General features: G+C 34.8%; 33 protein-coding genes. 3 read left to right on the plus strand and 30 right to left on the minus strand.

What is annotated here, in order from left to right:
* Position 1: 1 nt before the first annotated feature.
* From H7K77_RS16825 to H7K77_RS16870, 10 genes are all read right to left on the minus strand, one after another.
* A complete protein-coding gene (locus H7K77_RS16825) occupies positions 2-790 on the minus strand; it encodes a hypothetical protein (protein ID WP_186579445.1) in 789 nt (262 codons plus the stop codon).
* A gap of 75 nt (positions 791-865) precedes the next feature.
* Entirely contained in the window at positions 866-1,381 is a 516-nt protein-coding gene (locus H7K77_RS16830; protein WP_186579447.1) for a site-2 protease family protein, read from the minus strand.
* 129 nt (positions 1,382-1,510) lie between these two features.
* Entirely contained in the window at positions 1,511-2,035 is a 525-nt protein-coding gene (locus tag H7K77_RS16835; protein WP_186579449.1) for an anti-sigma factor C-terminal domain-containing protein, read from the minus strand.
* A 38-nt stretch (positions 2,036-2,073) separates the two neighbouring features.
* Positions 2,074-2,394, minus strand: a complete 321-nt coding sequence (locus H7K77_RS16840; RefSeq protein WP_186579578.1) for a hypothetical protein — start codon at positions 2,392-2,394, stop codon at positions 2,074-2,076.
* Positions 2,384-2,806, minus strand: a complete 423-nt coding sequence (locus H7K77_RS16845) for a hypothetical protein (protein WP_186579451.1) — start codon at positions 2,804-2,806, stop codon at positions 2,384-2,386. The genes H7K77_RS16840 and H7K77_RS16845 overlap by 11 nt, the downstream gene beginning before the upstream one ends.
* Positions 2,793-3,011: a helix-turn-helix transcriptional regulator gene (locus H7K77_RS16850; protein WP_186579453.1), complete on the minus strand. Its 219-nt coding sequence runs from the start codon at positions 3,009-3,011 to the stop codon at positions 2,793-2,795. Before H7K77_RS16850 ends, H7K77_RS16845 begins: the two co-directional genes overlap by 14 nt.
* 150 nt (positions 3,012-3,161) lie before the next feature.
* On the minus strand, positions 3,162-3,545 hold the full coding sequence (locus H7K77_RS16855; protein WP_186579455.1) for a hypothetical protein: 384 nt from the start codon (positions 3,543-3,545) through the stop codon (positions 3,162-3,164).
* 19 nt (positions 3,546-3,564) lie between these two features.
* Entirely contained in the window at positions 3,565-3,744 is a 180-nt protein-coding gene (locus H7K77_RS16860) for a hypothetical protein (RefSeq protein WP_186579457.1), read from the minus strand.
* A gap of 19 nt (positions 3,745-3,763) precedes the next feature.
* Positions 3,764-4,138, minus strand: coding sequence for a hypothetical protein (locus H7K77_RS16865; protein WP_186579459.1), 375 nt, complete (start codon positions 4,136-4,138; stop codon positions 3,764-3,766).
* Between the two features lie 27 nt (positions 4,139-4,165).
* Positions 4,166-4,372 (minus strand): helix-turn-helix transcriptional regulator, encoded by a 207-nt coding sequence (locus H7K77_RS16870; protein WP_186579461.1) that lies wholly within the window; start codon positions 4,370-4,372, stop codon positions 4,166-4,168.
* A 304-nt stretch (positions 4,373-4,676) separates the two neighbouring features.
* On the opposite strand from H7K77_RS16870, the gene H7K77_RS16875 reads away from it, so the two are divergent.
* Positions 4,677-5,594 carry a glycine betaine ABC transporter substrate-binding protein gene (locus tag H7K77_RS16875; RefSeq protein ID WP_186579463.1) on the plus strand — a complete coding sequence of 306 codons (918 nt, stop codon included), beginning with the start codon at positions 4,677-4,679 and terminating at the stop codon, positions 5,592-5,594.
* 107 nt (positions 5,595-5,701) lie between these two features.
* Here H7K77_RS16875 and H7K77_RS16880 read toward each other — a convergent pair whose 3' ends face one another.
* Positions 5,702-7,045, minus strand: a complete 1,344-nt coding sequence (locus tag H7K77_RS16880; RefSeq protein ID WP_186579465.1) for an MATE family efflux transporter — start codon at positions 7,043-7,045, stop codon at positions 5,702-5,704.
* 82 nt (positions 7,046-7,127) lie between these two features.
* Here H7K77_RS16880 and H7K77_RS16885 point away from each other — a divergent pair, with 82 nt between their 5' ends.
* Positions 7,128-7,958 carry a MerR family transcriptional regulator gene (locus tag H7K77_RS16885; RefSeq protein WP_186579467.1) on the plus strand — a complete coding sequence of 277 codons (831 nt, stop codon included), beginning with the start codon at positions 7,128-7,130 and terminating at the stop codon, positions 7,956-7,958.
* Between the two features lie 108 nt (positions 7,959-8,066).
* Here the strand turns inward: H7K77_RS16885 and H7K77_RS16890 are convergent, their stop codons facing one another.
* From H7K77_RS16890 to H7K77_RS16950, 13 genes are all read right to left on the minus strand, one after another.
* The gene (locus tag H7K77_RS16890) at positions 8,067-8,948 is read right to left on the minus strand and encodes a GNAT family N-acetyltransferase (protein WP_186579469.1); all 882 of its coding nucleotides are present in this window, start codon (positions 8,946-8,948) and stop codon (positions 8,067-8,069) included.
* 116 nt (positions 8,949-9,064) lie between these two features.
* The gene (locus tag H7K77_RS16895) at positions 9,065-9,502 is read right to left on the minus strand and encodes a VOC family protein (RefSeq protein ID WP_186579471.1); all 438 of its coding nucleotides are present in this window, start codon (positions 9,500-9,502) and stop codon (positions 9,065-9,067) included.
* Positions 9,503-9,529: 27 nt separating this feature from the next.
* Complete coding sequence (locus H7K77_RS16900; RefSeq protein WP_186579566.1) at positions 9,530-9,886, minus strand: VOC family protein; 357 nt, start codon at positions 9,884-9,886, stop codon at positions 9,530-9,532.
* A gap of 126 nt (positions 9,887-10,012) precedes the next feature.
* On the minus strand, positions 10,013-10,174 hold the full coding sequence (locus H7K77_RS16905; protein ID WP_235988969.1) for a hypothetical protein: 162 nt from the start codon (positions 10,172-10,174) through the stop codon (positions 10,013-10,015).
* Positions 10,175-10,455: 281 nt separating this feature from the next.
* Positions 10,456-10,959, minus strand: a complete 504-nt coding sequence (locus tag H7K77_RS16910; RefSeq protein ID WP_186579475.1) for a DUF1648 domain-containing protein — start codon at positions 10,957-10,959, stop codon at positions 10,456-10,458.
* Positions 10,960-11,219: 260 nt separating this feature from the next.
* The gene (locus tag H7K77_RS16915) at positions 11,220-11,693 is read right to left on the minus strand and encodes a hypothetical protein (RefSeq protein WP_186579476.1); all 474 of its coding nucleotides are present in this window, start codon (positions 11,691-11,693) and stop codon (positions 11,220-11,222) included.
* 92 nt (positions 11,694-11,785) lie between these two features.
* Complete coding sequence (locus H7K77_RS16920) at positions 11,786-12,184, minus strand: hypothetical protein (protein WP_186579478.1); 399 nt, start codon at positions 12,182-12,184, stop codon at positions 11,786-11,788.
* A gap of 350 nt (positions 12,185-12,534) precedes the next feature.
* Complete coding sequence (locus tag H7K77_RS16925) at positions 12,535-13,047, minus strand: hypothetical protein (RefSeq protein ID WP_186579480.1); 513 nt, start codon at positions 13,045-13,047, stop codon at positions 12,535-12,537.
* 40 nt (positions 13,048-13,087) lie between these two features.
* Complete coding sequence (locus H7K77_RS16930; protein WP_186579482.1) at positions 13,088-13,261, minus strand: hypothetical protein; 174 nt, start codon at positions 13,259-13,261, stop codon at positions 13,088-13,090.
* 115 nt (positions 13,262-13,376) lie between these two features.
* The gene (locus tag H7K77_RS16935) at positions 13,377-13,715 is read right to left on the minus strand and encodes a hypothetical protein (RefSeq protein ID WP_186579484.1); all 339 of its coding nucleotides are present in this window, start codon (positions 13,713-13,715) and stop codon (positions 13,377-13,379) included.
* Positions 13,716-14,297: 582 nt separating this feature from the next.
* Entirely contained in the window at positions 14,298-14,888 is a 591-nt protein-coding gene (locus tag H7K77_RS16940; protein ID WP_328701147.1) for a YitT family protein, read from the minus strand.
* A 150-nt stretch (positions 14,889-15,038) separates the two neighbouring features.
* Entirely contained in the window at positions 15,039-16,349 is a 1,311-nt protein-coding gene (locus tag H7K77_RS16945; RefSeq protein ID WP_186579488.1) for a hemolysin family protein, read from the minus strand.
* 368 nt (positions 16,350-16,717) lie between these two features.
* Positions 16,718-17,746, minus strand: coding sequence for a DUF1835 domain-containing protein (locus tag H7K77_RS16950; protein WP_328701151.1), 1,029 nt, complete (start codon positions 17,744-17,746; stop codon positions 16,718-16,720).
* Positions 17,747-17,884: 138 nt separating this feature from the next.
* On the opposite strand from H7K77_RS16950, the gene H7K77_RS16955 reads away from it, so the two are divergent.
* Positions 17,885-18,325: a YndM family protein gene (locus H7K77_RS16955; protein WP_186579492.1), complete on the plus strand. Its 441-nt coding sequence runs from the start codon at positions 17,885-17,887 to the stop codon at positions 18,323-18,325.
* A 55-nt stretch (positions 18,326-18,380) separates the two neighbouring features.
* Here the strand turns inward: H7K77_RS16955 and H7K77_RS16960 are convergent, their stop codons facing one another.
* The 6 genes from H7K77_RS16960 to H7K77_RS16985 form a co-directional block, all read right to left on the minus strand.
* The gene (locus H7K77_RS16960) at positions 18,381-19,919 is read right to left on the minus strand and encodes a PH domain-containing protein (protein ID WP_235988970.1); all 1,539 of its coding nucleotides are present in this window, start codon (positions 19,917-19,919) and stop codon (positions 18,381-18,383) included.
* Complete coding sequence (locus H7K77_RS16965; protein ID WP_186579494.1) at positions 19,916-20,404, minus strand: PH domain-containing protein; 489 nt, start codon at positions 20,402-20,404, stop codon at positions 19,916-19,918. The genes H7K77_RS16960 and H7K77_RS16965 overlap by 4 nt, the downstream gene beginning before the upstream one ends.
* A gap of 154 nt (positions 20,405-20,558) precedes the next feature.
* Positions 20,559-20,696, minus strand: coding sequence for a hypothetical protein (locus tag H7K77_RS16970; protein ID WP_186579496.1), 138 nt, complete (start codon positions 20,694-20,696; stop codon positions 20,559-20,561).
* A gap of 140 nt (positions 20,697-20,836) precedes the next feature.
* Positions 20,837-21,046: a hypothetical protein gene (locus tag H7K77_RS16975; protein ID WP_186579498.1), complete on the minus strand. Its 210-nt coding sequence runs from the start codon at positions 21,044-21,046 to the stop codon at positions 20,837-20,839.
* Positions 21,047-21,188: 142 nt separating this feature from the next.
* A complete protein-coding gene (locus H7K77_RS16980) occupies positions 21,189-21,689 on the minus strand; it encodes a hypothetical protein (protein ID WP_186579500.1) in 501 nt (166 codons plus the stop codon).
* Positions 21,690-21,756: 67 nt separating this feature from the next.
* Entirely contained in the window at positions 21,757-22,068 is a 312-nt protein-coding gene (locus H7K77_RS16985) for a hypothetical protein (RefSeq protein ID WP_186579502.1), read from the minus strand.
* Positions 22,069-22,257: the final 189 nt, after the last annotated feature.

Genomic DNA, 22,257 nt, shown 5'->3' on the forward strand with positions numbered 1-22,257 from the left:
GTCACTTCACTTTTCGTCCTTTTAAGACTTTGAATTTAGAGTCTTGATATTGCTCTGTTAAATATTTTCGTTGTTCTTTTTCAAATAGTTTATTATTTTCAACTGTTGCCGTAAAGGAATCATAGACTGCAAATCCATACAAAGACGGGAAAAATAACAGCCATTCAGGATTTAAGACTTCCGTGGATTTTTCTATATTTCCCCAAAACAAAAACGTTACCGCTTCAAGGGCATGAGATTGATAAAAGAAGACAACAGCCCAGATCAAAACAAAAGCTGCCGTTAAAATTCGATGGATATATAATTGACCCAGACCTGGCATAAACAACGACCACACAAAGGATAAAACAGGATTCCTTTTATCTAAATAATTTATTTCTAACGGGGAAATAACAAATGAATTAAACTGATGATTCTCTCTTTCTGCTAAAATATACACTTTGTTCAAATCTACTGTGGTCCGGTAACTATCCCAGATAGCAAAAATATAAACAGGAATATAAATTAAAAGCCACCTAGTGTCGAGTGATGCCCTTGCAAGGTCTATTTTGCCTTGAAATGAATAGATCATAGCAAGATTAAGACTCGATTGCACATTAACAATTACTTCCCATATAAATAACAAATATCCTCTTATGTATTTGGATAATAATAAGTGACCAAATCCAGGGAATGCTGCACTCCACCAAGCGACAATACATGGATTTCTTAAATGAATTTGGGTTGTACCTAATGTGCTCACGTGCGCATTATAACGTCTTGCTGTATTGTTATTTTCATAGTTGTTCATTGAAGGTCACCTATAGACTTTTTTTCTTAGGATCCCACATTTTGCTTATTTTATTCAATAATGCTCCAATGAAGGTTATTTGTTTCTTATCATCGCTAACACCTGATAGCCGTCTGATGGTGTACCTCCGTACGCTCCCATCCAATTTGGATATTTCATTGGGATAAATGTGACCGCAAACTGCACGAGGAAAAACGTCATGATACTTTGTAAAAGACTATGGCCAAAGGAAGACTGATTCAGCACCAAAAGCATGGCTAATCCTGAAAGAAAGGAAGCGAATGGTCCACCAAGCAAAAAGATCATTCGCTTCCATAACTTTATCTCTTCTTCCTCCTTAGAATAGGAACAAAAACCAACAAACCCCCACCTGAAGTGGAGGCGCAATCTACCAATTCTGATATTCTCCTTATTAGAATCATCCCAGTAACCACTTCCGATATGTATTTTGACTATTTCCTTTTTCGTACAAAGTAGTAACGCTAATGCATGTCCCATCTCATGGATTAATGTACAGCTAGGTATAATGACCAAATAAAATATAATACCGTATAATAGAGAAATGATGACACCCCCTTCACCTAAAAACATATCTATTTATATTCTACTTAAATTTTCCAATTCCTCCCTTTAATTTCCATAAAGATCTCGGATACTGTAAATTTGATCGCAAAAAACCTACTTAAGATTATTGCCTTAAGTAGGTTCCGGGTAATAATACTATTCGTCTTCATCCCAATTCCACAATTCGACTTCACCTAACTGCTCTCCTTGAACAAAATCAGCATCTTGTAGTTTTAATAACTCTTTAACTGGACCAGTGACAACGGCTCCATATACGGTAAATCCATTCTCATTTATAAAGTTATATTTTTCCTGTAAATTCTCAAAGCTTTGGAATTTCTCATAATAGCTGTCTGATTTATTTAAGAGCTCCTTCATATTTTTTAACATTAATCCCTGGCTTTCCATTACAGAATCCTCATCCAACCAATAAATCTGAAGAGACCGATTAAATCTTTCGTCGTGGTCAACTCCACCTGTTAATCCAATGACTCCTGAGACCATGATCATATTGGAATCACCACTATATCCACTTGGCTCATACTTTTTAAATTCCCCTGTGTACAATGGCATCCAAAGAATATTAATATCATACTCTGATAAATACTCGATTAACTCGGTTGATTTCATAAAACTAGTAGTAGAAAAAGCTAGTTCTCCTACCGTTCCTTGTGGAAGCATGTCCAGTGTATCCCACACATTGTCTGAAGTATTAGCATCTAATTTTTTCCCGAACGTGGGTCTTCAGGAAGTGAGAAGGATAATTCACTTAATTGTTGTTGTCCTGGATGGGAATAGTTAATACTAGAAAAACTCGAGAATAATCGTTTATTAATTTGCGCTTCGCCAATTACAACATCCTCATGTCCTACCTTTTTAATAAGATTATAAGATAATTTCTTCGTACCAAACATCGTCAATTCTTCTTCCTTGATTGTAAAATCACTACGTAAATGGGACAGAGGGTCAGGTCCCTTGTCCCATTTCTCAAAAGTATTGTGGGACGAGGGACCCGATCCTCTGTCCCACCTAGATATCATCTTGGCGTTTTTTTCGTAGAAAGTAAATATAAATTACGGGGACAAGGCCACATGCCAATAGGATTCCACCCATCAATACCCCATCTAAGACGTTATACCCGTCGGTAATGGAAACAAGAAGTCCAATGACAATAGATATAGCACCAACAACACTTAGAGAAATAACAAGTCCTCTTTTAGGAGACTTACTCTCCTCCTCATGATCCACACTAATGTTCATGGATAAATAAGCCGTAACGATACCTGTTATCATGAAAACCATCCATAACGGATTATCTCTCATGCCATCGAAACCTTTGGTTATCAAGTCATAAGCTAATATCCCGATAATACCGATTGTTTGAATAATGAAGGCAATACGGATGTTTTTCAAATTCTGTAAAACTAAGCGTTCATCTTTAATCTTTTTCACTCTCATCACTCCCTTTTTCAATCCAAAAAATTTCATCTAAGGTTTTATTAACGGTATAACATATATCGAGACACAGCTTTAGTGTAGGATTGTATTTTCCTTTTTCAATTAAACTAATCGTTTGGCGTGTGACACCTATTTTTTCTGCTAATTGTTGCTGGGTTAAGTTAACTTGGACCCGTGCGATCTTTACGTTATTTTTCACCGAATGTGTCCCCCTCAATAACATTGTAACATATACATTACATTTTTCAATATATATTTTACTTTTAACGAAACCACTTTTTATTGAAACACAAATAAGGCATCCCTACCTACCGTAGAAATGCCTTCTTAATATTGTAAGCTATTCATTTTATGATCGTTTGGAAAATATGACAAAGGAAAGAAAGACTGTCATCATAGTCAAAGCTGCTAAAATACTAACGACCTGATATCCAGTTAACGTTACGACATTAAACTGAAATAACCCCATGAATACAAGCATATAGCCCAGAATGAAAAAGTAGCTAATAAACATACCTTTTTCTCTTATTCGCTTTGAACGTTCATCGTTTTCCTTGAATTGTGGATAAAGATAAGCGTTACAAAACGCCATCACACTAACCCCTAATAATATAACGTCATTTCCATTTGGAAAAACACCCTCCGAGATAGAAGCAATACTGTAAATAATACTGAATGCTAGAAAGAGAACACCAAATATAATAAATGGTAGTTGCCCTGATTTTTTGCGCATGGTTTTAACCTCCCATAGTTTATCCATTTAAAATTCCTACTGTAATAACTGCTGAAACAGCTATAACCAACAATATTATTCCGAATTTAAGCTGTCCTTTTTTCGTTAGTTGATTGTTTTCATCCTTATCATTTCGAATAAATAAATGTGTTATCAGTGTCATAAGTATCAATCCACCAACAATATATAAATCTCGCATATTATAATCACCTCAAAGTTTAAATTCGTTTGGCTACAATTATCCAAATCATCCATATAGTAATGGCGGTTAAACCGATTAAAATTCCTAAGACTTCTTCTGCAGTTACTATAAAAAGATTGGTTTGTAACCCAATCATAAGCAGTAATATATACCCAATGATAGCGAACAGCGAGAAGTTCATCGTCTTTTGTTTTATATATTGCATTCGCTCATCCTTCTGAACCAATTGAGGCTGAAGATAGCCAATAGCAAAACTCATAAATGCTAAACCACCCCAAGATAATATTTCGGAAATCGAAAACGTGTCTGTCATAACAAATAAGATCAATCGTACAACGAAAATGAAAAATAAAAGAATACCAATAAAATAGAAACTCTTTCGTGATGCCATTTATATCCTCCCAACTCTTGAAAAAAATTATTTATAGTCATCCTCTTCCAAAATAAAAATGTCTTCCACACTTGTTTGAAAAATTTCTGCAATAATCATCGCTAAAGGTAGAGATGGATTATATCTGCCCTTTTCAATAGAAATGATAGTTTGCCTGGATACTCCTAATTTTTCTGCCAACTTATCTTGAGATAGGCCATTTTTTTTCCTATGTTCACTTAACTTATTTTTCAAAGTAATCACCACCTCTATTCATACACAGGATAATGTAAAGCAAACTTTACGTCAAGTTTACTTTACATTAAGGCAACTTTACATTTTTTAATAAACTTGGACCTTTAATTAATCTAAGCGTTTCTTAAAATATCCAATTATTAACTAGAGCACCTATTAGCAAAGATGTAGTGTTCCTCTTATATTAGTGACGAGAACCTTTCCTCTTGTCCCGGTGCAAAAATTAGAAATAAATCATCATGTTTTAACAATATTTAGGCATACTAGGAAAAGTTTATTTTTTCACTTAGAAGGAGGAAGGACAATGATACATTTAAAGTCCATGAGCATCACCCTTATTTTATCTTTCTCTTTATTATTAACCGGATGTGGTAGTAACGGAGATGAAGCGAGGGATAGCGGTAATGTAGACGAAGGTACAACTAATATAGGCAAAGAATTAGATTATACGATTACAGGGATTGAACCTGGTGCAGGTACGACTGAGCTTGCAAGAAACACGTTAGAGGAATATGAAAACTTAGAAGGCTGGGAGCTACAAGAAGGTTCAACTGCAGGTATGCTGACTGCCTTAGGTGAAGCGATTGATAACGAAGAACCTATTATTATAACGGGTTGGACCCCACACTGGATATTCGCTTCTTATAATTTGAAGTACTTAGATGATCCTAGAGGTACCTTTGGTGGAGAAGAAAATATAAACACAATAGCAAGAACGGGCTTAGAAGATGACATGCCTAATGCTTATAAAATTCTTGATCGTTTTCAATGGGAAGTAGAAGATATGGAAGCTGTAATGTTAGAGGCTCAAGACACTACTTTTGAGGAAGCAGCCAACAAATGGATAGAAGAAAATCAGGACAAAGTAGAGAAATGGACGGAAGGAATAGAGAAAGTAGACGGACAAGAAATTGAACTTGTATCAACCCCATGGGATACAGAACGTTCTTCCGGTGCAGTGATAGAAGCAGTACTAAAAAAACAAGGGTTTGATGTAAAAATAACACCAGTTGACCCTGCCGTTATGTTTCAAGCTGTAGCAGACGGAGAAGCTGATGCATCTCTAGCTCCTTGGTTACCTTTAACTCACGGTTCTTTCTACGAAAAGCATAAAGAAAATATTGTTGATTTAGGTGAAAACCTAACAGGAGCAAAAATTGGTATGGTTGTTCCTCAATACATGAACATCGATTCCATTGAAGATTTACAGCCTAAAGAATAGCCTATGGAAGTGTCAGATTACTCTATAAAGTAATCTGACTTTTTTTATTACTTTCTAATGAAAGGCATCCAGATCCTTAGTAGGAATACCTCTCTAACTACCATTAGTTAAATATAATGATACACTTTTCTATTAAGGGTTAAGAAAACAGAACAGATAATCAAAGCAAGAATTTCAGATAGAGGAACAGCCATCCAAATTCCATTCTCTCCTATAACTGGTGGTAAAATTAGCAAGAATACTATTACAAAAACAAATGTCCTTAATAAAGAAATAAAACCTGAAACCTTCCCATTAGAGAAAGCCGTAAACATGACAGAAGTGAATATATTAAACCCAATCAAAAGAAAAGTAATACTAAATATTCGAAATCCATCCATCGCAATCATCTCTACCTGACTACCTTTAGAGGACATAAAGTGGATAAAATATGGTCCAATAATTATAGAAATACCATATACAATTACGGAACCAAAAAAGATGATCCATAGACTATGTTTAAAAACACTTTTCAACTGATTGATATTTTTACTACCGTAATTATAACTAAAAATAGGGGCAACACCTGTTGCATAACCTGTAAAAATTGATTCAATTAAGTACATGACATATAAGATTACAGTAACAGCAGCTACTCCTGCTACTCCGAAATATTGAATCATGAGAATATTATAGGCAAAAGTTACAACAGAAAAGGAAAGATTATTGACCATTTCAGACGAGCCATTTACAAAACTAGTAATTAAAACAGCTATATCTATTTTCGGCTTCACAAGACAAAGTTCATTTTCATTTCTTTTCAAAAAATAGATCGTACCAAATATAGCAGGCAACCCAATACCTATCGCGGTAGCAACAGCCGCACCGGTAATCCCCATCTGTAAGATGATAATAAAGACGTAATCCAAGACAATGTTCGCTACCCCACCTACAATTGTTATCATCAACCCTACATTTGCTTTTCCCACTGTTACAAAGAAACTTTGAAAAAACATTTGCAAGACCATTAACGGACTAACTAGTAAAATAATACGAGCATAATCGAAAGTAAGTTGGAATAGCTCGCCATTTGCATTCGCACCTAATACTTCAAGTAGTGGATTTAAAAAAATACTACCAACAAGCATAATCAATACTCCGATGACCGATCCGGATAGCGCTATAAAGGAAAAGTTCTCTTTTGCCTCTCGCTCTTTATTTTCGCCCATTTTCTTTGCAACAATTGCACTCCCTCCGGTACCAAGCATCAAAGCAATAGCTGTAATTAAGCCATAGACTGGCAAGAAAATGTTAACTGCTGATAAAGCTGTTGCACTTACAAAGTTAGCGAGAAATATCCCATCAATCATTGTGTAGAATGCCATAAATACCATCATGACGATTGTTGGTGTTGCATAGGCAATTAATGAGACAAGCGAATACTTCTTCTCCATTACTTTTGACATTTCCATACTAAATTCATCTCCTAATTCGAACAATACTGATATACTAAAGTATGGAGTAACACTATAGTCAAGAGGAGCTTAAATTTTTATGAACATAAATCCACATATCCATTTAACTACTGGACAATTTGCCAAACTAATGGGAATCAGCAAAGATACTTTATTTTATTACGATAAAATCGGTATTTTTTCCCCAGATATAATCGCTTCTAATGGATATAGATATTACTCGATTTACCAAGCAGACGTCTTTTATGTGATTACAACACTTAAAGAGTTAGATATGCCTTTAAAGGAAATTCGAGACTACCTTGCCAAAAGATCACCTGAACAACTAATCCTTTTGCTCGAAAAAGAAGCAGAAGCTCTTTCAACAAAAATAAATAACCTTAAGAAAATGGAAAAAGTGATTAGGGAGAAAATTGTAGTAACAAAGGATGCTATTGAATCTAATACAACGAAGATTATTGTGGAAAATAGAGAAAAGGAACTATTCGTAGTTACAAATTCGAAGCCTTTAACAGATGACAAAAATGTTTATGACTCGATCTATCATCATTATGATTACTTAAAAGCAAAACATATTGTCGCATCTGGCTCAGGAGGATGGATGATTAGTGTAAAGAATATCCTAGACGAGGAAATCACCAAGTATGACTATCTTTACTCAAGAGTGACAGAGTCTTATCACGCCAATTACCGATCAAATAAAGGAAAGTACTTGGTTGCTTATCATAATGAAGACTACTCAAAAATTGAACAAACCTATACTAGATTGGTAAACTATGCAAAAAATAATGAAATGAAATTAAAAGGATATTTTTATGAGGATATATTGTTAGACGAGTTGTCTGTTAAAGGATTTGAGAAATATTTAATCAAACTTTCTGTGGAAATAGAAGGAACCTTTCTTAAATAGAAAGGGGCATTTATACAAAAGTATCAGGAATGGTAGCAAAGCAGCTCACTCCTGATGCTTCTATTTGTTCGCAACGTAGAATCGAAACAAGTAAAGGCGGATAAACCCTTACGCTTGAGCCATAATAGGATGCTTGATCTTGTCCGGAAAATGATAGCTACCTAATTCTTTCACAAATAGTATGTCATCTCCGTTATGAATCTCACTTTGGGTAGGTAGTCCTTCATAATCAGGGGTATAGTGGAAAACAACTTTTTCCGTATTGCCATTTGATATTTTCGAGAGGACTATATCTACACGAACATATTTTTTACTAACTACATCAAATATATTTAGCGTCGTACCTTTTTGTGTAAAAATAACAATGGCCTCTTCTTCCTCTATATAGTATATATGATCGTTAAATACATAGAGACAATAAAACATCAACAACCCCTGTGTATTTTCCGTACTAAATGAACTAGAAACTGGTAGTCTGTCAGCTGCCATTTGAAAGATAAAGTTAAGGTCATTCTTGTTTGTTACATCTAGCTGTCGAATGCTAGTTGTTTCCGACTTGTTCATTGAATATTCCATGAAGAATTGATACTCATTCACCGGTTGAAAGCCGAATTTAGGATAAAAATCTAGTACATTTTGATTAGCAAACAAGTAGACAAAGTCGCAAGTTTTCTCGTACTTTTCCAGGACCCTGTTCATTAACTTGGAGGAAAGGCCCTGATTCCTATAAGTAGGATGAGTCATAACTGTTCCGATCTGGATAGCCGTCTTTGTCTCACCATCAATGATAAAGTCTATTAAATTAACGGAGACGTTAGCCACTACCATTCCACCTTTCACATAGGAAAAGGGGATATACCGGTTATTCCAATAGCCTTTTTGGTACCAGTTTTCAAAATTAATTCCAAACGTTAATGTTGCTAGTTCATTAAAGCTTTCTCTTAATTGTGCATTTTCTTTGTAATCTTTTATAAAGTAAAGTTCACTCATATTTCACCTCCAAAATAAGATTTTTTTCATAGAAATATATAGCTCTTTAAGCGTTAATAAAAAATCCCTAAAAAAAAGAACCCACAAAGGATTCGCCATATAGCTTTCATTTATTGCTAGTCAATTACAAGCATATTATTTTCATCAAACTCCCAATCTTCTCCGTATGCCACTTCCCAATAGTAGCCATCAAGATCTGTGAAGTAACCCCCATAGCCTCCCCAATCGGTCTTCTTTGCCTCTTTTTGTATAGTTGCTCCAGCTGTTCTGGCCTTCTTTAACACATCATCAACCTCTTCCATTGACTTGGCATTATAGGATAACGTAATGCCCGCAAATCCACTAGCAAGGACAGGAGGATTATCTTGATTCACATCTTTCGCTAGTTCCTCTATGGGATACAGCGCTATTCTTGTACCTTGATTTCGGAAGAAGATAATAAAAGGATTTGTCTCCGTCCCTCTAACGGAGGTGTCGAATCCAAGTTCCTTAAAAAATTGATGTGACTTCACTATATCCTTTGTACCTAATGTTATTAGATTTAACCGATTCATTTTATCATTTCCTTTCATGTATAAGATCTAGTCTTCATTTCTTTTCTGTATCAATCCAAAGCCTAGTCCAACAGGATCAACTAAATAAGCTAGATAAAAAGAATCGAACTCCATTTTGTCTCGTACAATCAAGGCACCATTGTTTACAGCTTTCTCCATCGCATCATCAATGGAATCTACTTCGATTTGAATTCGGGTACCATGGGGATGATCATTTGGTCCCTTTCCTATTCCTCCATTAATTCCGGTGTCGTCACTCGTTGTTGCAACAGCCCAATAGTCCCATTGAGGCTCGGCTATCTCCCAACCAAATACACTAGAATAGAATTCAATAGCTTTTTGCGGATCTTGACTACTTAACTCAAATCCAACTACCTTGCCCATATCGACTCCTACTTTCTTATCTTTTATAAAGTGAATGGAAGTAGGAGTCAAAGCTATTAATAACATCACAAACGCATAAACCACTGACCCCATACTCATTAATCCTTACCTTACCCAAATCATGTCCTAAACCATCAAACTATCAAAGATTCCCCCAAATAGAATGATACCCATACCAGTGACAAAGTGAACTTGTCTATCATTGACTTTCACTTGCTCTAAAACAGTAAAGATAATGCAGATTAACCCAATAAAAACGGCACTACTAATCAAAGATGTTGTATTCATAAGAAACAAATTAGGAAACTTTTGAGCGAACCCTGATAAAACTCCTATTACACCCAACAGTAGCGGAATTCTTAATTTCCAGTACATTTCATCGCCAGCTTTCTGTGTTTAATTTTTTGTTTGACTTCCTACCATTTAGATCTGCTACTTACTTGATTACCAAAGTAAAAAAACAGTTACACATTATCTATATTTTAGCATATTTATCCAATTTTTTATTAAAAATAAAACCGAACTTGATTAAAAGTTCGCTACATTTCACTCAACATATATCTATTTCTTCATTTTATCCTGTTTTGCTTTACTATTCCTACTATAATTGGCAAAAATACACTCAAAATGGCAATTGGTAAAAACCAACCGAAGCCATTAATCCAGCCCAAAGCAATAGAGACAGATTCTATTAAAATTATCGCAAAGATGATTAGACAGATATTTTTAATTTGGTTTATAAGTTTTCTACTTAATAAGTAAAATTCTTTTGCATTCGATTGATTTAGCCGCTTTGGATAATTGTGAGTTTCGGGGAACTTTTCAAAGAATGTCATTAAAAGCATAATCAATATCCCGATTACAGGTAAAATCACAAGTTCATATTTTCCTCCCCAACGGTCAACCTCTCCAAAAGCATTATAGTGTGTAGGGACTTTTTCTGGAAGTCTACTCCAAATGGTCACTAAGAATACGATTGAGCCGAGGAAGCATGAATAGCCAACGACATCCAAGAATGTTTCACTTTTTGTTTTTGGAATTTTTATTTTTGGTCTCATCCATGTATTTGACATCCTTTTAGACTCCTTCGTTTCAAAAAGGTATTAGAACTAATACCTTTTACTACGAGTGTATAGCTAATAGGTTTCATTTTCATTCATTATACTTTTATCCATCCACTCTATAGTTAATCATTCATTTCCTTTGTAGGGGTAAACTCTCACTTGAAACTAAATTGTGTATAAAATCATATTCTCCTCCTGTGAAGCTTCACAATAAAAATTACTATCCATATGAATAGTAATCGCAAAGAAATTGTATGTAAAAACAAGTTTCAGGAGTGCACAGCTTCCCTTTTAATGACTTTTTCAACTACGTATTGATAATAATAAATAACGATTGCTATTATTACAGTCATAAACCAATACATGATCGGACTCATCTTTTTAAATTTAAAAAAGCCCATCTTCTTCCACATTCCAGCAAACGGGAAAGCATTGATCAAATCTAATACAATATTAGTAATCAAGTATAGGGGAAATGAGCCAAATGTGAGCTTGAAGACCCAAAGTGTTGTGACAAAATGAGCCCCAAGAATATAAGAAAAATCTATTGGTACTTTAGGAAAAATAGTATTCTTATTTTTCCACCATCCCTTGCTGTTGGCAATAATACTAAGTATGATCATGATTAAGATAGCAATATTTGCAACAGGGAAAAATCGGACGAATGACTTCTTACCTAACAATGGAACAGATAACCAAGGAAGAATCAACATACCTAAACCAGCCATCTTTTTTTTACTCATAAACTTCTCCAATCGATAGTTTGTGTGAGTTTATTATTTTCCTATTCCATTCTTTTTATGTATTTCCCTAAGTGGAAAGCCAATATCGGCCGTTACTTTTTCTTATATTTCCTTGAAACAAAATATTCTGTAACAGGGAGTGTAGTAAATGTTAAGCCCACCACTATAAGTAAAGGGTAGTTTCTTATATCAGTCAGGTTCGACACACCTTCTGAAATAAATAAAATAAGACCTGACACGACCATCAAAACAAAGTATCCTATTTTCGCACTCTGAGCTTGTATATGCCTATCTAGTTCATCCTTCTTCCCTCCACCTTCATGATCACCCCAAGTTATCCAATTAAAAAAATAGGATAGAGAAAGACAACCAAAAAAGATAGCACTTCCGTCTATCGTTTCAAACCTTATCCATTTATACAAGCCATATCCAATTACAACCATAAAGACCACAAAAGCAATAATTGCTACGATTTTGTCTAGTTTTTTCATTGGTAATCCTCCTGTTTTAATGAACTACATCTAACTTTAAAAGGTAACCATATAGAGATCATAACACTTAGAAAAGTCATTAATATTAGGCCAACTGCAATGGCCACAGGAAATGATAGAAATTTGTGTTGGACTAATTTTTTTGTTATCAAACCCAATAACAGTAAAGGTATCATAACGTATAACGATATCTATGCGAAATTATGTTGTGTTCTGTTCCACATCTAGAGCACTTCAAATTATAAAAACCAAACCATAGCGCTCTAAAAATCTTCTTCCACTCAAACGGTTCAAAACAAGTATGACACTTAGGTAAACGCATAATGCCTCCCTCGTAGTATCGCAAATTATCAATCAAGTATAAAAATACCTGCCACAATAGCCATCCACAGCGATTCTTGAAATGTACTTTCATAAATATCTACTTTATATTTTTGTAAATGAAATAGGTTTCTAATAAATGGAGTAACCAATGTTCCTTCTACCACTTTTCTATTAACAGAGTCTTGAATACGAAAAGATTTATTTGCCATTTTGAACTGAACAGTAAAAATTTCGTTATCTATTTTAATGGTATATTCTTGAAACACTATTTCTTTCTTATATATAGGTTTCTCACATACATTTGCTATATGGTCACCTTCAGGGGTTACTATTTCAAAAATAAATCTCACTAGGCTCTTTGACTTCTTAAGAATTGCAATGTAAATTAATTCTTGTCCCTGGTAAAAGTAATATCTTGGTTTCAGTCTAATTTTTGGTACAACCTTTAAATTTTTAGACTCATCTTCGTTTTTAATTTGCTGCTTCAGGAAACCTAATGTTGGGTATTTATAATAAAAGCTACTTTTAATAATCATCACTTCTAGTAGCCCTCCTATTAACCTTTAGTCTCTAAAAAGTCTATTTTTTATACAAATTCAACCCTAATCGAAACAGCAAAAATAAGATAGCTATCGTTATTATTGTACCGATTGATCCCCAGTAAATTTTTTCACCACGTAACAAATTTACTACGATTATCCCGAAAATTACGCCTGCGATTCCAGAAAGAGACCTTTTCAACGATTGATTCAAGTAATCCCAACTCCTATCTTCCCGATAATTTCTACCCCTTACCTAATTGGGAAAGGGTTCCTTCTGACATAACATATGTGCCATTCCCATGATATCTATAGTTGTTGAACAAATACTAATTAGCTTTTTCTATTTGTTCCACTTTTGCTGAGCGCAAATGAGACCATTTATAATCAACGTTGTAGTGCTCACCTACTTCAATTAACTTCCAAACGTTGCTACTTACAGGTAAGTTGATTTCTTCGATGTTGACAAAGTATTGACCATTTTCACTTTGATATTTTTCTAACACTTCAGCATTTGTAAGTTTCTCTTTGTGTACAAACGTCCAAAACCCAAAAAGAATAGTTACAAACAATACAACGATTGTGATCGATAAGTACCTGACAATCTTTTTCAGTTTTAAATTAGTATTGGGAACTATCACCGAAGATTCTTGTTTAAGTACACTCATTGTTTACTCCTTTATTCAGTATTTAATTTCTATGACGACATATTCTCTTTGCAGTCAAAGTCAGTTATCCTGTCTTGTAAGCCCGTATGAAAAATACAAGTACATCTGTATGTAATAGCACTTTCATCCTCTTTCCGTATATAATTTCTACTTTTATTTTAACATTATTTTCCTTATAATTGTTTACCTTACTACAACCCCTATTTGAAAAATGAATAGACTACACAATTTCAAAACAATAGAGCTCACTAACCTATTTATTACTGTATCTTTTATATTTTTCGAAATCGGGTAAAATTGACACTTTCTTTACCCTGATCAAATAGTATATACTGAGAACATATTAAATAAGGAGGAGTAACTTCCAATATATGAGTACGAAAAATAGGAGCATCTCCAAACTCTATAGAAAAATAGTTACATCCAACGAGGTTAAGGCATATCTTATTTTTGAAAATTGCGATGAGCCTACGAAGGAAATACTTAAGAAAAAGCTATCTGAAGCGAATTCGTACCAAGCTCAGAATTTATTGAAGAAAGTTCAAAATATATAAAGACAGTCCAATTGGGCTGTCTCTTCTTTTAATAGTGTATGATCTTTGTAGTAACTAAGCTCGTCGTTATTCCCACCATAAAAATAGTTATCAGTGAAAGGACAATAGCCTCTTTTGAAATGAATAATCCTCCAAGTAGTACAATAACAAAATCTATAGTAAAAATTAATATCCCAACATTTAGTTTAAAGGCATTCGCTATAATCTGTGCTAACAGATCTGTTCCACCAGTGCTTGTTTTAAATAGAAGCATGATACCAATACCTAGCCCTACAAACACTCCTCCAAATATGGCACTAAACAAAGGTTGCGGTTCAGCCCAAAACCTTACTGTTCGTAAAGAAGGTTGTAAAATATCAATCATCAACGAAGAAATACAAAGGCCGTATAAGCTGTTATAAAAATATAACCTGTCTTTAAACCATGCTAAAAGAAAAACTGGCAGACTACATAAAATAATCGTTAACCCTACCTGGTAATCAAATAAATAATGGATAACTAATCCAATACCAATTACCCCACCATCTAACACTTCATAAGGCGTAAGAAAAACATTTATTCCAAACGATAGCAGCATACTTCCACCTATCGTCGCACTAGCTTTTTTCAAAATAGACACAAGAAACCAACTCCATTTAAGGGACATGCTAAATTATATGTCTGCATGAATAGAATAAGAAGATGGGATATCATATTAAACCGACACTATAAAAATCGCCATTCTTATAGAATGGCGATTAGTGTTCACCTGAAAGAATACAATCATATCCTAATCAGATTTTCTTGTTATTTTAACCTTATTGATTCTCTTTTCCTCTACTTCCTCAACAGTAAGATAGTAGTCGTTAAATTCAACCGTTTTTAGGTGCTCCTCTTCCTCTTCTTTTGGAATATATCCTAATTGTCCAATAATATATCCACCTAACGTATCATAATCTTCAGAGGACACCGGTTCATCAATTATCTTACTAACCTCGTGTAAACCTAAAGTACCATTTACAATAAAGGTATTTTCATTAATTCGCTCATACTCAAACTCTTCTTCATCATGCTCATCAAAAATATTACCAACAATCTCTTCTAGTAAGTCTTCTAGCGTGACGATTCCGGCTGTCCCTCCAAATTCATCCAGTACTACCGCTAAATGAACTTTGTACTTCTGCAAGTCTTTAAACAGATCGTCGGCCATTCTAGAATCAGGGACGAAAAAAGGCTCTCTTAGAATACTTTTTATGTTCAAGCTATCATGGATGCCATTTTCCAAATAGTGAAACAGGTCTTTTACATTAAGGATTCCGATAATGTTGTCGATATTCCCATCATAAACAGGATACCTCGTATATTTTTCTTCATTAACAAATTGAACTACCTCTTTTAAGCTGTATTCAATTGGAATAGCCGTTACATGAGTTCTGTGAATCATGATATTCGAAATAACTGTGTTGTCAAATTGAAAAATATTATTAATCATCTGCTTTTCACGATCTTGAATGGCTCCTCTTTCTTCGCCAACATCAACCATCATACGGATCTCTTCTTCGGTCACTTGATCATCACTTTGATTTGGATCCACTCCAAATAAACGAACCAATCCGTTTGTGGATAGCGTTAAAAGTTTAACGAAAGGGGAAGTGATCACAGCTAATATCGTTAACGGTCTTACGACAAACTTTGATATTGATTCTGCTTTAGTCATTGCAATTCTTTTCGGTACTAACTCACCTATGACTAATGTAAAGTATGACAAAATTAAAGTAATTAAGATTGTGGAAAATGTCTCTAGTAATTCTTCCGAAAGGGGTACTCCAATGTCAGATAACAATGTTGCCAACTGACCAGCAAAACTACCTGCTGCAAAGGCACTTGCAAGAAATCCGGCCAGTGTTATCCCTACCTGAATAGTAGCCAGAAATTTACTTGGTTCAGATAATAAGCTTTGTAAAAGAATTGCCTTCTTATCGCCTGCCTCTGCCGCCATTTTTACTTTATTATCATTTAAAGAGATCAGAGCCATTTCAGACGCAGCGAAAAAGGCATTTAATAATATTAATAACACTAAAATAATAACTTCTATGGGCAATTTTACTCCTCCGTATAAACATAAATTATTAGTATTATTCTACACGTATTACAGCAGAATTATCAACTTTTAAAGTAAGTTTCACGGAAAGGAAATCATTCATTCGTTGCATTTCGAACACTAATCGGTAACATAACGGCTTCTGTTTTCCATATCCTCAGGAGGCATTTCTCATCTATACACCCATACAAATACAAGATGCCTTTTATCTACTTCATGTTGAGATTCTGCTAAAGCTGAACAACCTTCTCCTTGAATCAGACTAACTGTTTAACCACTGCATGAACTGTCAGTATATGATACTACGTTATAACTACCCTATGGAGTCGGAGAAAGTCTTCTTGTCTATCTTTTAAAACGATATTTCCTCATTTAAGCTTCACACTATAAAACCGCATTGCCCTTGGTACACCCTTTATTTCAAAAACACCAGTTAGGATTAAATGCATCAGGCGGTACTCCCAAAATAAATCGCCCAAATATTGATTGGAGTGTCCAATTACTTCTCCTATTAGTCGTGCTGACTTCATAAAATCCTTTTTCTCTTGTTCGCTATGTAGTTTCTCAGCTGCCTGTATAATATAACCATCGTAATAGGACTCTTGCACACTGTGTATCGCTTGATTTTCCCAAATCCTTAGAACCTCTTTGTTTGAAGCTAACTGTTGCCACTCTTCCTCCAACTGTTTACGTTTCTCTGAAGATAATGGTGGAACTTTCCTATTTTCTTCATAAATGTTAATCAATCTTTCATGATCCATTTCTCCCATATGTAACGTAATTATTTCCGTACCACGTTCTGTCTTATAAGGTGTTGTTGTATTCACGATAAAAATATCATTTGCTTTTTCTTTTAATAAAAATAATGCAAATCGCAAAGCTGTTTGCTCATGAGCACTGTCACCAACCCATATTGTAACAGGCCTATTTTCTGGAATAGTTGTGACCATGGAAACCGCACGATTAAAATCATCTATATAATGCAGCATGTATTTCTCATCTAGATTTAGATGGTTTATTAACCATTCATACCTGTTACGAAGTCCTTCCTTTTCATGTAGCTTCCAAACGGGACCAACCGAAAATAGATCGGAGAAAGCGATCATTTTTTCTTTATCCTGCATTCCCGTATCTGACATAGCCATTCTCAAGCTACCAGCAGGCGAGTCACCAAACACAATATGATAGCCCTCATAGCTTTTGCTATTTTCCAATTCGGCTTGCTTCTTTTTATAATTCAAAAAGTCGTGATACGTCTTTTTCATATCTTTTACCAACTGCATCTCCGTATATTGATCCGTATCTTCAGCTAAATCTATCCGGAAAAGCATTAGATATAAAAATGATTTAACTTCTTCATCAGTCGAACTTTCCACGAGTTTCTTTAATTCATCCACCAATAGATACCCTCCTACAAAATAATTTTATCCAGTTAATTTTAACATAAAATTCCATATATCATTGAAAAATACCCTTTTAAAAACAAGGAATAAGATTACCTAAATAGCTCAAACTATTCAAAAAGGAGAATAATCATGCGACATGTAAAAGCATTAACTATAAAGTTTATAGCTACATTTGCACTTTTGTATCTCATTCTCGGAGTCTTAGGTGATTTATCTTTTACTGCGGTATTTTCGATCACTGTTGTTTTAGGCGTAGTTTCTTATTTAATAGGAGACTTACTCCTACTACCTAAAACAAATAACATCATTGCAACTGTAGCAGATCTGGGATTAGCATTTGTTCTTATTTATTGGATGTCTGATGCAATGACTCCCGTTACGGATACATTCGGTATTTCCGTTATTGCTGCTTTAGCAGTTGCGCTTTGTGAAGAGCTCTTCCATCGTTACTTAGCAAACAACCTACTCCCTAAAAAGAATACTCCGTTAAGAAACTTGAAATACCTAACGGAGACTTCAGAGGAATTAGCTGAACCTACCATTAATCGAATTGATACAGATAAACTCTAAGAGATAGACCATCAAACCGTTTATGCGTTTGATGGCCTTTCCATGTTGCTTATGTTTAAGGTATATGATGATATTGCACTTCATCGTGCCGTTCTAAATACCAGTTATGAAAGGAAGTAGCAAACTCTACTGGTACATCCTCAATCCCCTCCACATGAATAGGTGAGGACCTATTTACTGTAGATAGCGAAGCAACATGAAACTTCTTTTGTACGAAAGATTGGGAGATAGACATTTCAATAACCTTTTGACGCTTCGTGATGAACAACCTACTAGTTAATCCCCCACGTCGCCATTGTAACTGATCATTGGTCACTAAATATTGTGTGTGCACATAATCAAGAATGCGATTGATGTAAATCCATACGAATAAAATAACGGAAATGATCCACCATGCTGACTCTAAACCAAATACCCTCGGTTTAAAATAAAATAACGCGCCGGTAGCTAGCAACCAAAACCAGCTTGGTCTTAGTAGCTTAATCCATAGAGATTTTCGCGGTAATCTTTTCATACCCGATTCCACGTGATACCCTGGCAACAATTGCTGAATAAGTTCATGAGCTTGGTTCATAGGCAAAAAAGGATAGAGGGAATTGACATCTACTGCACTCTGTTCTGAATTAGGATTCACCGAGCTAACCAGTTTTACTTCGGCCAAACCTACAATTCGCTTTAAGAAGGATTGAGTAATTTCTAATCCTTGAACCTTTTGCTTCTCAATCGAAAAATAGCTTTCATTTAACACACCCCTGTTAATAAAAATATGTGTGTTATTAGAAGATATTTCATATTTACCGTACCGAATCATCGTTCTCGTAACACCTATTGCCACTGCGATGGCAACCCCAACTACAACAAGGAGTAAGATCAGCCACTTGCTAGCTAAAAATTGATCGAGTAGTCCATCCAATTCCTTTTCTTCGGGTAAAAAGGATTGTATTTCATCGAACAAACCACCTAGTAACGGAATAAATGCAAGGTAACTAAATGAAAGAAAGCTCGCTTTCCATAAGTCACGTTTAGTTGGAGTAAAGTGAACAACCTTACTCTCGTTGTCCTGCTTTATTTTTGGATCTGGGTTTTCTACATCTGACTCCGAACCGTCTAACTCTGTCCCTTCTTGGTTCTCTTTTAAATTCGTTTCATCAGGCTCAGTTGTCTGTACTTCTACTAATTTCAGTAAAAAATCTGCGTGTTTTTTCGATACAACTTCGAATGTGATCGCATCATCCACTCCGTCCATTGCTGTTTCAAAAGTAATCGACGTTAAGCGAAAAACTTTGTGGAAGATAGTTGTTTGTCTCGTCACATTTTGAATTTTTGAAAAAGGGATTGAGCTCGTATTTTTCGTGAATATCCCTTCTTTTAAGTAGAAGGTTCGCTCTTCCCATTCATAGGTTTCATAAAACCAACTCCAAACAATATAAATAAGGCGCCACACAACAATAACAAGAAACGCATACCTACCATATTCAAACAACCAGAAATCAGAGTCCCTTTTAATCACAAAAAGCAGCAATGCAATTATCAAATTATTTTTTACAAACTGGTAAATACGATAAAGAATGGTTAACGGATGGTATCGCATCATTCATCGACTTCCTTTAATTTTGCATATTCAGCAAGTGTATCCTTCAGCTGAATGGCAACCTGTTCATCTAGCGCAGGGATAGCGTGTGAGGACCCCATTGTTTCCACCTTAATCTCGCGCAATTGATAGATTCGTAGTATCGGCCCTTGCCTAGTCGAGATAGACTGTACTTTTGCAATTGGAACGGTAACCCATTCCTTTTTCAAAATACCATAGCTTAACTGGATATACTCCTCATCTACCTGGTAACGCCAGCTTTCGTATAAATACTTAGGCTTGATTAAGGACCAAACCGCATCCAAAACCGTATAAGCAGTTAAAGCAATGAGAATCCAACCAATCCAAACAGGCCATGCAAAATGGAAATCTAGCCAAAATAATACCGCTAATACAATAAAGCCAATCACAATACCAATCACTTCAGAGATTAGCCAGGCTTTCTGCGCCCTAGGTGACAATTTATTTTCTAATACAGAATCATTCATGAACAACATCCTTTGCTTAGGAGAAATTGAGGAGCATTAAGTATTAATACTAGTTCCTCTAAGATACGTTATACCCCTTTCTAATGTTTCATTGGATTTATAATTAGTAGAGAGGTTAGCCTATTTTTTGTTAATCCCAGCTAAATCCTAATAGTCATTTCTTATCGTCCTTCTTCCAGTTATAAGGTGTTTTAGACCAGTTATAGAACACCAAAAGCAAGAACATGATAAAGCTGACGCCAATATTATCTATCCAATCAACTTCTTGTTTATCAATTAATTGCCAAGTCATTAATCCTATAAAATAAAAGTAGGAAAACGGATACTATTTTTAATCATTATCCACCACCAGTCTATTTCTATAGAGTCAAATACATAACCGTCCATTTCTTAGAGGACGAATAATCCGTAGATTTGAAATGGCAATCAAAGTTATCTTATTAATTTCTTTAATTCTTCTAATTCTGCCAGTGCACCTGATGCAGAATAATATTTCATTTTATTTTCTACTATTGCTTTTTCTTCTTCCAAACTTAATTCCTCAACTGTTTTCGTTACATCCTTTAACGATTGGAGTGTTTCTGATTTAAGTACGATTAGTTCTTCTATACGGGTATTAATATATTCATTCAAATCCATCATTGATGTCCTCCCTCTTTTTAGACTGGTTTAATCGAATGATCCACCTGTATTTATAAACAGCAGTAGATTCGGTATCAGCTTTGTATTTTATTGTTCCAGTAATGAAAAATCAGATAAAAAGATTGACCGTTTTAGAGAATCATTATTGAAAAAAATCCACAGCATAAAAACGACAAATTTGATAGATGTAAAGGAAAGAAAGGATAAGTAGGATGGAATTTAAAAACAATTGTTTGCTTGCTCCCGTGTTTTTTTCATATCTGTGGAGGAGCCAGTACCACATTACAAGGAACACGACAGGAGTTCCAAGAAACATCCAAGATGGCGCATATTCAGGACTTGGAAAGGGAAACAAAGTGGATAGAAAGATGCTATAAACAATTAAAGTTCCTGTAATAAACAAACTAATAAATTCAAGAGTATGTGTCGGGTGAATCAGCTGCACCTTATTCGAAGATGATTTCATACTCATAAAACGCCATGTATAATCACTAAGCCACAACACACTAAAAATAAAAGGAATTAATAATACAACTACGTTTAACTTGCCAACAAATCCAGCCCCTAATAAAACGACAAAGGAAAAGAAGGAGAGGATTATAAGAGCCATGAAATAACCGATATGCAAAAGTATTTTTTTCAAAACACCCACTTCCTTTCCTGTCCACTATAGGAGAAACCACTACATCCTCCCTCTAGATTTCTACAGACTAATTAGTTAATTCCTCTTTTGAGACTACTTTCCATCCATGTGTTTTCAGTCTCTCTATATAGGTATTCATCTCGATTTCTTGTTTTTCTAACACAAGTGGATGCAAGGAAACAAAACATTCACTCGATGCATAATTGATTGTAACCTTCACTACTTCATATCCATTGTGGAACCCCGGATGAAATCCTGGATCTTCTATGATATCTCCTTTTATAGGGCGAATATTCGATTCAAATGTTTTCATCAATACTTCTCCAGCATTGTTTTCTTCTTTACTGGAAGATATAAAAATTAATAAGTTTATTTTCATCGCTATCTCCTACTTTCTGATTTTATAGTGCTAATTTGAATATGAACCACCTTGTAAAGAAAATCTATTATCCCCTCTTAGCTGCCACCCTTCAAAATAATTCATTTATTATGCCAGCCATACACAGCACTATCCTATCCATATTTTGTTTTTTGGGAATGAGACGACTCCGCAGTTAGTAAAAGAACA

The sequence above is a fragment of the Aquibacillus kalidii genome (assembly GCF_014280935.1).
Taxonomy (GTDB): Bacteria; Bacillota; Bacilli; order Bacillales; family Amphibacillaceae; genus Aquibacillus_D; species Aquibacillus_D kalidii.